16 protein-coding genes are annotated in these 12123 nt (G+C 45.2%); 8 read left to right on the top strand and 8 right to left on the bottom strand.

Translation table 11 applies throughout. From position 1 onward, the window contains the following. Both K2Q26_09090 and K2Q26_09085 read left to right on the top strand, forming a co-directional pair. Positions 1–1027: hypothetical protein (locus K2Q26_09090; protein ID MBY0315662.1), on the top strand; the 1027-nt coding region annotated here is incomplete at its 5' end. After that, positions 1024–3486 carry a DUF2309 domain-containing protein gene (locus tag K2Q26_09085; GenBank protein MBY0315661.1) on the top strand — a complete coding sequence of 821 codons (2463 nt, stop codon included), beginning with the start codon at positions 1024–1026 and terminating at the stop codon, positions 3484–3486. The genes K2Q26_09090 and K2Q26_09085, both read left to right, overlap by 4 nt. 87 nt (positions 3487–3573) lie before the next feature. Here K2Q26_09085 and K2Q26_09080 read toward each other — a convergent pair whose 3' ends face one another. Genes K2Q26_09080 through K2Q26_09065 form a run of 4 tightly spaced genes read right to left on the bottom strand, consistent with a single transcriptional unit; the run spans position 3574 to position 5311 of the window. Further along, positions 3574–4089, bottom strand: coding sequence for a hypothetical protein (locus K2Q26_09080; GenBank protein MBY0315660.1), 516 nt, complete (start codon positions 4087–4089; stop codon positions 3574–3576). Beyond that, positions 4067–4744 (bottom strand): transglycosylase SLT domain-containing protein, encoded by a 678-nt coding sequence (locus K2Q26_09075; protein ID MBY0315659.1) that lies wholly within the window; start codon positions 4742–4744, stop codon positions 4067–4069. The genes K2Q26_09080 and K2Q26_09075 overlap by 23 nt, the downstream gene beginning before the upstream one ends. Then, on the bottom strand, positions 4744–5004 hold the full coding sequence (locus K2Q26_09070) for a HigA family addiction module antidote protein (protein MBY0315658.1): 261 nt from the start codon (positions 5002–5004) through the stop codon (positions 4744–4746). The genes K2Q26_09075 and K2Q26_09070 overlap by 1 nt, the downstream gene beginning before the upstream one ends. A gap of 16 nt (positions 5005–5020) precedes the next feature. Then, the gene (locus K2Q26_09065) at positions 5021–5311 is read right to left on the bottom strand and encodes a type II toxin-antitoxin system RelE/ParE family toxin (protein MBY0315657.1); all 291 of its coding nucleotides are present in this window, start codon (positions 5309–5311) and stop codon (positions 5021–5023) included. A 467-nt stretch (positions 5312–5778) separates the two neighbouring features. Here K2Q26_09065 and K2Q26_09060 point away from each other — a divergent pair, with 467 nt between their 5' ends. Both K2Q26_09060 and K2Q26_09055 read left to right on the top strand, forming a co-directional pair. Further along, positions 5779–6075, top strand: coding sequence for a helix-turn-helix domain-containing protein (locus K2Q26_09060; GenBank protein MBY0315656.1), 297 nt, complete (start codon positions 5779–5781; stop codon positions 6073–6075). A gap of 10 nt (positions 6076–6085) precedes the next feature. Further along, a complete protein-coding gene (locus K2Q26_09055; GenBank protein ID MBY0315655.1) occupies positions 6086–6664 on the top strand; it encodes a hypothetical protein in 579 nt (192 codons plus the stop codon). Between the two features lie 6 nt (positions 6665–6670). Here the strand turns inward: K2Q26_09055 and K2Q26_09050 are convergent, their stop codons facing one another. Both K2Q26_09050 and K2Q26_09045 read right to left on the bottom strand, forming a co-directional pair. Further along, a complete protein-coding gene (locus K2Q26_09050; GenBank protein MBY0315654.1) occupies positions 6671–7738 on the bottom strand; it encodes a hypothetical protein in 1068 nt (355 codons plus the stop codon). Between the two features lie 10 nt (positions 7739–7748). Then, on the bottom strand, positions 7749–8153 hold the full coding sequence (locus K2Q26_09045) for a hypothetical protein (GenBank protein MBY0315653.1): 405 nt from the start codon (positions 8151–8153) through the stop codon (positions 7749–7751). 227 nt (positions 8154–8380) lie between these two features. Here K2Q26_09045 and K2Q26_09040 point away from each other — a divergent pair, with 227 nt between their 5' ends. Next, a complete protein-coding gene (locus K2Q26_09040; GenBank protein ID MBY0315652.1) occupies positions 8381–9307 on the top strand; it encodes a DUF4268 domain-containing protein in 927 nt (308 codons plus the stop codon). On the opposite strand, the gene K2Q26_09035 is transcribed toward K2Q26_09040, so the two are convergent. Together K2Q26_09035 and K2Q26_09030 are read right to left on the bottom strand one after the other, a co-directional pair. Beyond that, positions 9304–9681 carry a terminase small subunit gene (locus K2Q26_09035; GenBank protein MBY0315651.1) on the bottom strand — a complete coding sequence of 126 codons (378 nt, stop codon included), beginning with the start codon at positions 9679–9681 and terminating at the stop codon, positions 9304–9306. The genes K2Q26_09040 and K2Q26_09035 overlap by 4 nt on opposite strands. Positions 9682–9835: 154 nt before the next feature. Then, a complete protein-coding gene (locus K2Q26_09030; protein ID MBY0315650.1) occupies positions 9836–10276 on the bottom strand; it encodes a hypothetical protein in 441 nt (146 codons plus the stop codon). A 680-nt stretch (positions 10277–10956) separates the two neighbouring features. Here K2Q26_09030 and K2Q26_09025 point away from each other — a divergent pair. From K2Q26_09025 to K2Q26_09015, 3 genes are read left to right on the top strand one after another with little or no spacing between them, the layout of a single operon-like run. Next, entirely contained in the window at positions 10957–11160 is a 204-nt protein-coding gene (locus tag K2Q26_09025; protein MBY0315649.1) for a hypothetical protein, read from the top strand. Between the two features lie 54 nt (positions 11161–11214). After that, positions 11215–11406 carry a helix-turn-helix domain-containing protein gene (locus tag K2Q26_09020; protein ID MBY0315648.1) on the top strand — a complete coding sequence of 64 codons (192 nt, stop codon included), beginning with the start codon at positions 11215–11217 and terminating at the stop codon, positions 11404–11406. After that, on the top strand, positions 11407–12066 hold the full coding sequence (locus K2Q26_09015; GenBank protein MBY0315647.1) for a hypothetical protein: 660 nt from the start codon (positions 11407–11409) through the stop codon (positions 12064–12066). Positions 12067–12123 lie beyond the last annotated feature (57 nt).

The raw sequence follows: 12123 nt of genomic DNA, 5'->3' as shown, positions 1-12123 counted from the left end.
AGCGGCGACCACCGAAGGGCTCTCTGATTCCTCATTGTCCCTGGTCGCGGTGCTCTTTGCGCTGGCGGCTCTAGTTCAATCGGCCCAATTTCCACTGCACGGGTGGCTCCTCGAAGTGATGGAAACTCCGACGCCCGTTTCGGCTCTGCTCCACGCGGGAGTTATTAACGCGGGTGGTTTTCTGCTCATTCGCTACTCCCACCTCATCACCCTCTCTCCCTCGGCCATGAACCTCTTGATCGCCATAGGGGCGTTGACGGCGCTCTTCGGCTCGCTCGTCATGATGACCCAAACTTCCGTAAAAGTTTCTCTCGCCTATTCGACCATCGCGCAGATGGGATTTATGATGCTCGAGTGTGGGCTCGGAGTCTTTTCCGCTGCACTTCTCCACATCATCGCTCACTCGGCTTATAAGGCCCACGCCTTTCTCTCCTCGGGAGAAACCGTGCGCCTGGCTCAGCCGGCAAAATCTCTTCAACCCTCGCCGCAGGGATCTGCATATGGAATTATTTTTGCCACCTTTATTTCACTACTGACGGTGACGCTTTTGGGGATCTACTCGGGCTCCAATCTGATCACTCAGCCAGGCCCCTCCACTTTGAGCTATATTTTTGCTTTGGGGCTTGCGATCTTCCTCGCTCATGGATTTAAAGGGCGAATGAACTTTAATTTTCTAACTCGCATTTTTGTCAGCGTCTTTGGAATTACGATTTTGTTTTTTGCGACTCAGAGATTGGCGACACTGGCGTTTTATGATTCTTTGCCCAGCACGAGCCAAAATCTGAGCTCTGTGGATCTGGTCGTTCGAGTGTTACTCATATTACTTTTTAGTACTTTGACCATGATTCCTCAGATTGCGCCTCTCAATCAAAATCCGCGTTGGCTCGCGTTCTATATTCATCTGTCTCACGGATTTTATATCAATACTTTTGCCAATCGACTGGCGATTCTGTTTTGGCCGGGAGCGGCTCCGCAATCGGGGCCACCCACATATATTCCCAATTACAATAACGGAGATGACGCATGAATTTATCTGAAATCTCTTTAGCTATCGATGGAGCTTGCAAAAAAATAGCGCCGCTTTGGCCGCTCAATAGTTTTGTGGCCGTAAATCCCTTCCTCGGTTTTATCGATAAACCCTTCTCCGAAGCGTGCGCGAGTTTCCGTCGCATCAATCGCGCGGACGTCCTTATGCCCCGGGGTTTTTATAGAGAAGCTATTCAATCGGGTGTGATGGAAGACCGTGATCTGGCGGCCGCACTTTCTTTGGCCCCCAGCAATTGGCCAGTTCCCCAATCTGTGGAAGTGATAAAAACAATTCTCGAGAACGTGGCGTCCGACCAAAAACCGCCGCGCGCCGTTGTCGCAACAGTGTCGGAAGTTTTAGATAAACTCGCCCATGGCGATCGCCACTCATCGCGAACCGCTTTTATGATTGATGAAATCGCTAAATTTTGCGCCAGTTACTACGATAGTGGTCAGGCCCTCTTACCATTTCCTCTCAAAGAAAAATCCCTCTACTCCGCCTGGCTCGCTTGGCAAAAAATTGATCGCAATCCCGAATTTATGGGACTCTCCCACTTTCGGGAAACTGTGGCGGAGATGCCGACCGATCCTGTGGAGGCCATCGCGTTTGTCACTGATAAATTAAGTATTCCCGCGCGCGCGACCGAGGATTATCTGTATCGAGCTTTGTTTGATATCAACGGGTGGGCCTCGTTCGTTCGTCATCTCGTTTGGAAAAGCGAACTCTATGGCGAGACCAATGATTCGCTGGTGCAGTTACTTGCGATTCGTGTCGTCTGGGGGTACGGACTGTTTTTAGAGCGCCAGGATCCGGCCTTTATCGAAGCTTGGAAGGCCTCAATGAACGAAGCGGCTCGCTTGCCGCGCGACCACGATCTTAAGCATGATCCCAATCTCGCGTTAGATCTTGTACTTCACGAAGCCTACGAGCGCGCCCATCAGCGAAAACTTTTAAAGACGCTGACGAGTTTAGCGCAAATTGCAAAAACATCGGGCGCTATCGAACGCCCTCCGCTTCAAGCCGTCTTCTGTATCGACGTGCGATCCGAAGTTTATCGGCGGGCTCTCGAATCCTCCTATCCCGGCGTAGAGACCATAGGCTTTGCCGGTTTTTTTGGGGTGCCTTTTGAATTTTTACGTTTAGGGAACGAAAAAGGAAGCGAGCGTGGACCCGTCCTGCTTAAAACGGGATTCCGAGTGCTCGAGGCTCCTCTTCGTAAAGAGGATCGGGCTGCTTTCGTGACAGAGTCTCAAATTCATTCGCAATCAAAAAACGCGTGGAGACGATTCACCCAATCGGCCACAGCGTGTTTTGCCTATGTCGAGGCTCTCGGATTTTTCTCTCTAGTGAGCCTTATAAAAAATACCTTAGGCCTGCGAAAAATCCCTCACAAAGAAAACATCGTTCCGATCATTGACCAAGAAATCATCGACGGCGAAGTCACGGGATTTACTCGAGAGCAAAAGCTTCAAGTTGCAAAATCGGTTTTAAAAAACATGGGACTGAATCAAAAAATTTCTCGACTCGTTTTATTTGTGGGCCACGGGAGCGAAACGATCAACAATCCTCATGCCTCGGGGCTTGACTGTGGAGCCTGCGGTGGACACTCCGGAGACGCTAACGCGCGCGTGGTCTCGACCATTCTCAACGATCCCGAGGTGAGATTAGCTCTTGGAGCTGACGGACTCAATATTCCCGAAGACACATGGTTCCTCGGCGCACTCCATAACACCACGACGGATGAAATCACTTTGTTTGGAACAGAAAACGCTCCCGCATTCTTAAGATCAGAAATCGATGAGCTGCAAGTTCGATTAAATCACGCCTCTCGACTCGCACGCGCCGAGCGATCGACCCTTCTCGGAATCAAAAAAGACAAGGCCGACTCCGACGTGATTCAACGCTGCTCTGACTGGTCCCAAGTGCGCCCGGAGTGGGGACTCGCTGGAAACTACGCGTTCATTGTCGGTCCACGCAGTTTGACGTCGTCGGCGCGACTCAATGGTCAGGCCTTTTTGCACTCTTATGATTGGAAGACAGATCCTGACTTTAGCGTTCTTGAGCTCATCATGACCGCTCCTATGATCGTCGCCAGCTGGATCAATTTGCAATATTTTGCGTCAACAACAAACAACCCCGTGTTCGGCGCCGGGAATAAAACCATTCACAATGTGATCGGCACTCTTGGCGTGATCGAAGGAAACAGTGGCGACTTAAAAGTGGGGCTCCCCTGGCAATCGGTCCATGACGGAACTCAATTTGTTCATAAACCACTGCGCCTGAACGTAGTGATCGCGGCGCCCACTTCCGCGATTAGCGGCATTATTCAGAAGCACTCTCATGTTCGTCATTTGTTAGACAACAATTGGATGAATTTGTTCGCACAGTCTGATGACGGACGAGGGCTCGAAGAGTATGTTGGGAATTTGAATTGGAAATCGGCCACCGTGGTGGTTTAGTAAATATGTCGGAGCGAGATTGACGTTAGGCTCCTGCCTAACGCCCTTCGGGTGCGCGTCGGGGGCATCCAAAAATTCCGATAAATATCACTTTTTTATTGGAAAGGGTTCCGGGGGACAAGGCGGCTCTTCTGCAGAGAATGCCCCAAAGCACTGATTAAGCTCGTTCTTAACAGCGATAAATTGCAGAGATCGTCCATTATGTTCGATGGTGCCAAGCCGAGGAAAAGTATACTTGCGTGGTCCCAGCTCTCTAGGTTCTCGGAAATCTCCTATGCCCGCCAAATATATTTGGCGACCATTGCTTAATATTCTTTCTATTTTTTTAATTCTACGCTCACAGCTTTCTCTATCGAGAGTATTTGTCTGCACCATGGTAAAACTTGTCTTTTTGTCATCCACGACATACATCAGGAATCCCGCCACGACTCCGCGATCATCTGTTTCGACTCTCTCACATTCCAGAATGATTCTGTCTGGGGTAATCAGAAACTCCATTGCCATATCTTTTTGATTTAAAAGCTTAAATGAAGATGTTGTACAGCCCGCAAAAGATATGCCAAGTATCATTGCGCACACACTACTTACCTTTAAGTTTTCCATAATACTTCCTATAGCTATCCAAAGCGTCTTTTTTGTACTGACTTTTACTTTTAAGTAAGCCTTTGTATTCTAGAATGATTTCTTCATGAGTGGGTTGTCGTCCAAGTTTAGCGGCTGCTCTATTCGATTTATACATGAGCCAACGGATGCCCATAGGGATTGCAATGGATGGATCCTTTAAATCCTTGTGTCGGATATTATTAAAAATAAATTCCTTAGCTTCACCCTTAGGATCTTGCAAAACTGTCCATGTCTGTTTGGTCATTTGAGCTATCCCGAAAGCAATTTTATTTTCGGGAGTATGAATGCGAAATCCTGATTCACTGGCCAAAAGAGCCTTAAAGACATCGGGATCTAATGATGGATCAGTTTTTAATTTAGTGTTGAAGTAGTTCGTCCAGACCGCGATGAGCTCATCATAATCGTCTGCTGTTTTGTGCTCTGAAATTTTTCCCGCTGTGGGGTATGTAATGTCTTTTCGGTTATGGCTTTTGAAAATCTCCCCAATATCCTCACGCTTTAAATATGTTCCGGGTAAACGACGAAGATGCTGATCGCGGATAGTTACGCCTGTCGGGTTTTTTTCGCTGACGGGAACTTCCATAGGATGAGCTCGAACTGTCGTCGTTTTCTTTTTGATTTTTTTCTTTACCACTAAGCCACTCGTTTTCGTGCAATCCAAAGGTCGTACTCAGCTTGAATGCGCACCCACATTTCAGCTGTTGTCCCGAGCACCCGTTCAAGCACAATAGCGAAATCAGGGGAAATTGCACGTTTACCATTAACGATCTCATTTATTTTCCTAGGAGAACAGCCGCATTTTTCCGCCAATTGGGACTGATTGAGCCCCATCTCTTGCATATAGACTTCATTTAAAACAATGCCTGGATGCATTGGTCTTGGATTTTTAATCATAAATACCTCCATCTCATTAATGGTAATTCTCAATTTTTACGTCACTAAATTCACCAGCTTTGAATTTAAAGGTAATACACCAAGGCAGTTTGATTGTGACACTCCACTCTTCTTTTCTATTACCCTTTAACTTGTGGAGTCGAATATTCGGTGGCTGACCCTTTATTTTCAAATCATTCAATTCCGTCGTTCCGTGCATAATGGTTAAAAGCGCTTTGGCTCTGAGCCATAATTCTCGAGGTAACGATTTTGAACTGTTGGCTTCCCAGATGTCCTGAGCACTTTTATTTCCAAAGCTGCGAATCATGTTGCCCCTTTATTTTTACACTATACCGTATAGTGTAAAAAACTGCAACTTAAAGATTAATATTGGATTTCGCCTACCCAGTAGAGCTCGGGTTCGCCATGTCCGTACTCTAATTATATATACGTCTGATTTTGCTAGATTATTCAAAAATTGGCGGAGAGAGCGAGTCTACTAACGACCGCTCCGCTAACCCAATGTTTTCATTCAATAACTTAGTAATAATAAACACATAAGAACTTGTCCGATTTAGAACGATGCGGAACCTTTTACCCTTTTTTCTACGCTGGAGCTAGGTCACCTAGCTTTATCACAGCTTTAATCGCGTCTTTAAATACACCCGCTACACGGAGGTTCTATGACTTTCACTCTAACGTCGTTCAAAATGACCGACTCATCGTTTTTGCGTCCCGATAACGGGAATTGGACTTACTTCAGACTCGCATACCCACGATCCTATGGATCATTGTATGAGCGAAATTAAAATTGGCAAAGTTTTGTCCGCACTAATGGGCAAGCAGCGATATTCCTTAAAGGCTCTCTCCAAAGCTACGGGCGTCCCTGCAAGCACGCTGGGAGAGTGGGTCAATAATAGGACACCAAAGAATCCAGTGCATACCCAGAAGGTAGCACAACACTTGGGGGTATCTATGCACTTTTTGTTATTCGGGGAAGAGGACCGCCAGGAGCCCATCACCAAAATTATGACCGAAGATTTTTTTAAAGGCACTTTTGAAATATCCATTAAACGCGTGAAAATCGACTAGGAGGCGAGTTATGACCATCGGGCTTATATTTACCCTACTTTTCTTAGAGGCCGCCTTTGGGCAATCCTACGGCCAAGGATCACCCAAAGAATTTAAAAACCTTACAAGTGAAAAATACAACGGCGCCGATGAAGACTTAAGAAATTTCGAGATCGTCAAAATGGATCAGAATTGCGACCGCTTGATGGGCAAATGCGCCCTAACATGGGACCATATTTCTGAGCGGAGAAAAGTGAAGCCCGTTTGCAAAATGAACGAGAGCTGTCCAACACAGGAGCTTAAATCCTATATAATCCACTTTGAAGTTAAGGACCGCAAAGGTAACTCGGCTCTTCAAAAAACACTAAAGTTCGAGCAAGGCGTTGCCAGGGGCGAAGGTAAGGTGGGCCGCACGTCGATCGGTTACTATGCGGAGTTGGGCGAAGTAAATATGAACTATGCTACAGTTCTTTTTTGGGTGACGGATATCAAATGGTCAGTACCCCCTACAAAAGCCAAAACAGAGCAAAAGTATCACGGAGCTGCGGCGTTTAGTCTTGAGGAACACCTGAAGCGGGTAAATAAAGGAGCGGACAGAACTGCGGAATAAAGTGATTTACATTTCGGAAGAATTTTCCCCATCGTCATCATACACCCCTTCAGGAGAAGAAATGTTTTGATTTGTGGTCGTAACACTAAGATATTCGACACCTTTTTCGGGATCCAGCAACTTCCACATACGTCGGTAAAATGAGGCAACCAATTTACCAGCAGCTAAAATGCAACGCGGGTTCGAGTAAGGATCTGTATACCTTTCCGAGGGTTCTGGCAACAGTGCCTCAACTCTAATTTCTAATCCATCACATAACGCTCGCAAATCTTTAATTGCATTTGCAGGCATCTTTTCAATCATTGCTGGGCTTAGACGGGACCATTTGTAAACGGCTTCGTATAGTCCTCCAACAGATGGCAATACTAGAAAGCATTGATTTAAAAACATAGCAACTGTGGATGGGGCATCGATTGTTAATACCCCAGGTGAACTCGCCGCAACTCCAACTGACCGAGCCTGAAGTCTTGGAGGTGGAGCATTCCTAAGGCGATTAAAGGCATGCATATACGAGTACCCACCGTCGTAGTCGTAATCAAGTATCCAACCTGATATCTTTTCGTTTGAGCCCTTCATAGCAACATAACTAAAACCATATACATCTTTGTATCGCTTTTCTATTATGGCAAGAAGTTTAGCATCCCAGGTTTCCAGTAGAAAATGCTGAGGAATATCTTTCCATTCAGGACGCAAACTCTCATCGTGAAATACAACCTTTTGAGGAAGATATCCCTTTGGTAATTGATCAAAACGTATCGAGTGGATATCTAGGATGCTGCCATCACTCTTTCTATCTACTAAAAAACCGCCACCGTCACTAGCGTCTGTAAGCAATGACAACAGACTTATTTTTTTCCCGAGGTACTCTGCCACCGACCTTTGCTCAGTCCTTACTATCAGATACCTATAAACATTATTATCGCTAGTGCACAGTTTTTCTATGTAGAGACCAGAGCCTTCTTTTGCCTTATGCACACTAAGAATTGCATACTCAAACTCTTCCAGAGTTCTTACGAAAGTAAGTTGGCGAGGTAAAGCATTAACTTTTATGCCAATTGGAATAATCTTATTCAAAAAATCCTCATCATAAGGGGTGATAAGCCTTTATCCTATTATGAAACATCGCTCCGACATATTCATGCAAATCAAAGTGCCCCTGGACATTTGGCTTACAAACCAATCCATCACCGTCACCAAGATCGAGTTCCGCAATATGGTTACCGTATATCGATAAAGCATCAACGCGTGCACGCAAGGACGCGAACTTGGCTTCTGCGGACTTGCGGGTATTAAAAAACGATAATGCATAACCTTCGCAACTTTTTCCAGGATTTTGGTTCTTTACATACGAAGGAAGAAAATCACTTGTAGTCGCCTGTTTAAAAACGAATCTAAAGGCAAGCATCGTCTCATTCAAAGGCAGAAACTTCTTACTGCAGGGACATGGCGGCTTAATTGTTTGATGATTTACTAAATACTTAAGGTTCATGTTTTACGCTAGCTAAACTTAAATCGAAAAGCACGTGGAAGATCTACCTTGTTTTATCGTTAGTGTAAACAAGATTTATTAAAAATAATTACCCATCCTCCGGACTTTACTACTAGATGTCCGCTGCAAAAAAATTCGCATTGCCGTCTACTAAACTAGTCTTCAGTTATTAGACTTACAGTCCGACCCAAACATATACGAAACTTAGGAGTTTTATGCTTGGGAAAATGAAAAAACACGAACTGCGCGACATCTGGAAGAATGAAGCCACGAACTTCACGACCTGGATGGAGGACAACATGGATTCCCTAAGCGATGCTCTGGGATTCAGATTGACCGTTGAGAAGCGCGAGCAACCCGTGGGTTCATTCTCCGCAGATATTCTGGCCACCGACGAGTATGGACAAAAAGTCGTCATCGAAAACCAACTAGAGGAGACAGACCACAAGCACCTCGGCCAGATTATAACCTACTGCTCTAATCTAGAGACCAAGATCTGCGTATGGGTTGCAAAGGAGCCTCGTCAAGAGCACATCAACGCCGTCAATTGGCTCAACAAAGACAGCTCACTAAAGGTTTACCTGCTAAAGATCGAAGCCATTTCGATCGACAACTCCCTCCCCGCTCCACTTTTTCAAGTCATCTGTCAGCCAGACGAGGATGTGCGTGCTGCTGCGATAGCGGCATCGGAAATCTCTGATAGAGGGTTATTTAACATCCAGTTTTGGACTGATATGAATATAAAATGCGAAAAGCTCTTACCTGGGTTTCGTAATCGAAAGCCCCAAAAATACCATTATCATTCCCAGGCCTCGGGTCGCGGGGGGCTGAGTTTCAATTTCCATATCACGTCGAAGAACTACTTAGTTGAGCTTTACATAGACACGCCTGATGCGGATTTAAATGAGCACATGCTAAATATCCTTAAGTCCAAGCGTCAAATGATAGAGAAGGAGTTCGGAGGGGAATTGGAGTTTGATCCCATCCTTCTGAAGCGAGCCTGCCGACTAAAATACGTTATCGGCGAGGGGGACGTGATGACCCTGGATCGTGAAAAAGTCCAAAACCACCTTATAGCTCACATGGTAAGATTCGAAAAGGCGCTTAAGCCGCATATCAAAGATTTGCCATTCGACATCGAAGATGCCGCCTAGCCTGCTCGGAGTTTGAATTTGGATCGCAAGTCACGTAGCCTCTCACTGACCAAGTTTCTGGCATCCGCATTTTGCTGGTCTCCAGAGCTATTGTGCAGCAACATTTCAATAGCCTTTAAACGCACAAATCCGGTCTCTGTTGAGTCGAAAGCCATTTGAAGTAGCTCCGCCAACAACCTCTCGCGTGTCGCTATCAGAACACCGTTACTTTCGCTAAGTTTTTGATGAATATAGTCTCGGATCTCTGGTTTTCTAAGGTTCTCGTGCCCAATGGATGCTGCTGAGTCCGAAGAGTATCCCGCCTGAACTGCCGCCCTTGTCGCATTGAAGTGCAGCACGTAATTATTGGCAAAACATCTCTGCTTTTCATTCATAAATCTCCTTGAAAAATCCCACCCCGCAGAGCTCCGCTTTGGCAAAGGGGTTTAGTGCTCTGGGGGTGGGTGATTGATTCGTATCTTTGGTCTATGGGGTTTGGTCCGTGGTCCATTGGTGATTGGTCAACTGGTCACCGTCAGCAGCACTGCATTAAAAATCGTCAAGTTTACTTATGATTTCCTCAACGTTGGAAACCACTTGTTTTTGAGTGGTCTGTGTATCTTTAACTCTCACAAGTAAAATTGCATCTTTCATTACTTCCAAATCGTATCCTTCCTCCAACTCAGGCTCCTGCCCTTCCACAGCGGTGATCCACCTGTATAATTTCGTGTGCTTTGAAAACTTCTTGTACTGGGCATTGGCATATCCGTTTATGACGACACCCTTATGTTGGCCATCAACGACTTCGAAAACAAAGCAATAGGTGTCCCTCTTGCCTTTGAAAGATGTCTTTCTAATTTGAGTTATACGGGCCTTATAGTCCCCTGGAGGCACGTGAGCTACACCTCCACCAATGATGATTAGAAGTTTTCCTGCCTCACCTTCCTGTCTGTCTGCAAACTTCGTAGGATCGGCGTAATTATTAAGCACCTTGGGCTCCAGCTATGGATTTCTTTATGGCATCACCAATTTCTTTTATCTGGTCTGGAGTTGGTTTTTTGTGCCCCCTAAGTATTTGGGACAACTTCGATTCTGACAGCGTTCTCGAGCCTCTTACGATTTGAACTTGGCTGAGACCAGCCTGTCTTATAGCTACTAGTAGATCAATTCCTGTTTGCTTCATTGTTTCACCTCCAAAAAATATTTATTTGTATATAAATTACCCGTTGTATGGGTTAAAAATAGGACAAGACGTGGACAAATCACTTTTTTTAGAAAAAATACGGCAGATTGACGGGGTTACTTGTCAAACTAGTTTCAAGGCCTACGTAGAACAACTAAACGCCGACTTTCAATGTGAATGGAATCTAGATAATATCGCTGATATTGCCTCGATAATTGATCGGCTCAGCTTGAAACCAAACATAGAACGCCTTTTATTAAAGGAGTTAATATGGGAACAGTTAGGGTTGTACTGCTTTTTTTACTCTGTAGAATCGTCTAGACAAAGAAGTATCAGAAGTTATCTAAATAAAACAAGTTCGGTTGTGGTCGCAAGCAGGCCACGGCAAAGACAAACGGTAAAAGCAGTGGTCGAGCTTCTGAGACTTTTATTCACAGCTCAACTTAGCAAACGAAAATCGCCCATTTTTAGGACAATGGAGCAAATCATGTCGTTACTTTTCAAGAATTCTGACACTTGTAGTTCTGCGCTAGATGCTGACTCTCTTCGTCGCCTGTGGCAGAGATCCGCCTATGATTTAAACATTGAAAGCCTATGTCAAATGACCACCTACGATATCCTAAAATCCGTAACTCGCAATGGATCAAAAAAGAAAATTTTAATTAACAGAAAATCGATGTCCACGTCCTGACCTACTTTTAACTCATGGGTCAGCTACTCTTCTTCTGGATTTCGGAGGAATTTTGTGGAACAACGAAGTAAACCATTGCTCTTTGACAACCCAATAATGACAGTAAAAGAGGCCGCAGCTTTTTTGCGGGTGAGTCCCAAGACTATATATAAATATCAGCAGCTTGGGCTATTGCCTGGTAAAACAAGAGGCGGCATCATAAGGTTCCATCGTTCTGACTTGGACAAGTTTGTGAGAGGAGAATAAATGACTTCACAAACTAGCAAAGTTAAAAAAAGACCCATTGTTTACAGGCATATTCCTAGGGTCACGGGCATCAGAACTATTTGGGATTGGTCGGACGCGACCAAGAAATATGTCCAGCGGCAAACGGGGAAGAGGTACTACGCCTACAAGAAGCTAAACAAACGTCAGTACACGCGTTGTTTTGAATCCATGGATGACGCCAAGAAATGGTGGGCTAACCCCTTAATGTTCGATAGCGGTAGCCCTGAGGCGTCTAAAGACATGCTCTTTCGCGATCTCAAAGAACGTTTTTTGAAGCACTACTTTGAGCGCGTAAGAATTTCTTCCTATGAGACTTTCACTTCAAAGATCCGTCATTTAACTTTTTTTGATGGTATGCAGGTGCGCGAGATCACTCCACAGGTTGTAGATGCCTGGTTAAACGCTGTAAAGCAGCCCAGCTACTTACAATCTCAGCATAGCTCAAGACTGACGTACGAGGATGAACTTACATCCCTGGGGCAAATTCTTGGCTATTATCGGGAATACTTTTGTGAGAGTGACGTTTACAGTAGCCCCATTAGAAAACGCCATAGAGCCGATTGTATAGTGAATATGGAGCGATATTTGCTTTCAAAGGCGAATCAAAAGAAGCGGTATCTAACCCGCATCCGCGGATAAAATTCTAATAAATCTCTAGAATTACCGACAGCAGAGGCTGAGCGAAATTTTTACTTT

Source organism: Bdellovibrionales bacterium (genome assembly GCA_019750295.1).
GTDB lineage: Bacteria > Bdellovibrionota > Bdellovibrionia > Bdellovibrionales > JAGQZY01 > JAIEOS01.
This window is presented reverse-complemented; position numbering and strand designations above follow the sequence as displayed.

Excerpts from the sequence above, each read along its gene's own strand:
- K2Q26_09085 (MBY0315661.1), top strand. The coding sequence starts at position 1,024 with ATGAATTTATCTGAAATCTCTTTAGCTATCGATGGAGCTTGCAAAAAA.
- K2Q26_09080 (MBY0315660.1), bottom strand. The coding sequence starts at position 4,089 with ATGGAAAACTTAAAGGTAAGTAGTGTGTGCGCAATGATACTTGGCATA.
- K2Q26_09070 (MBY0315658.1), bottom strand. The coding sequence starts at position 5,004 with ATGATTAAAAATCCAAGACCAATGCATCCAGGCATTGTTTTAAATGAA.
- K2Q26_09065 (MBY0315657.1), bottom strand. The coding sequence starts at position 5,311 with ATGATTCGCAGCTTTGGAAATAAAAGTGCTCAGGACATCTGGGAAGCC.
- K2Q26_09060 (MBY0315656.1), top strand. The coding sequence starts at position 5,779 with ATGAGCGAAATTAAAATTGGCAAAGTTTTGTCCGCACTAATGGGCAAG.
- K2Q26_09055 (MBY0315655.1), top strand. The coding sequence starts at position 6,086 with ATGACCATCGGGCTTATATTTACCCTACTTTTCTTAGAGGCCGCCTTT.
- K2Q26_09045 (MBY0315653.1), bottom strand. The coding sequence starts at position 8,153 with ATGAACCTTAAGTATTTAGTAAATCATCAAACAATTAAGCCGCCATGT.
- K2Q26_09040 (MBY0315652.1), top strand. The coding sequence starts at position 8,381 with ATGAAAAAACACGAACTGCGCGACATCTGGAAGAATGAAGCCACGAAC.
- K2Q26_09035 (MBY0315651.1), bottom strand. The coding sequence starts at position 9,681 with ATGAATGAAAAGCAGAGATGTTTTGCCAATAATTACGTGCTGCACTTC.
- K2Q26_09025 (MBY0315649.1), top strand. The coding sequence starts at position 10,957 with ATGTCGTTACTTTTCAAGAATTCTGACACTTGTAGTTCTGCGCTAGAT.
- K2Q26_09015 (MBY0315647.1), top strand. The coding sequence starts at position 11,407 with ATGACTTCACAAACTAGCAAAGTTAAAAAAAGACCCATTGTTTACAGG.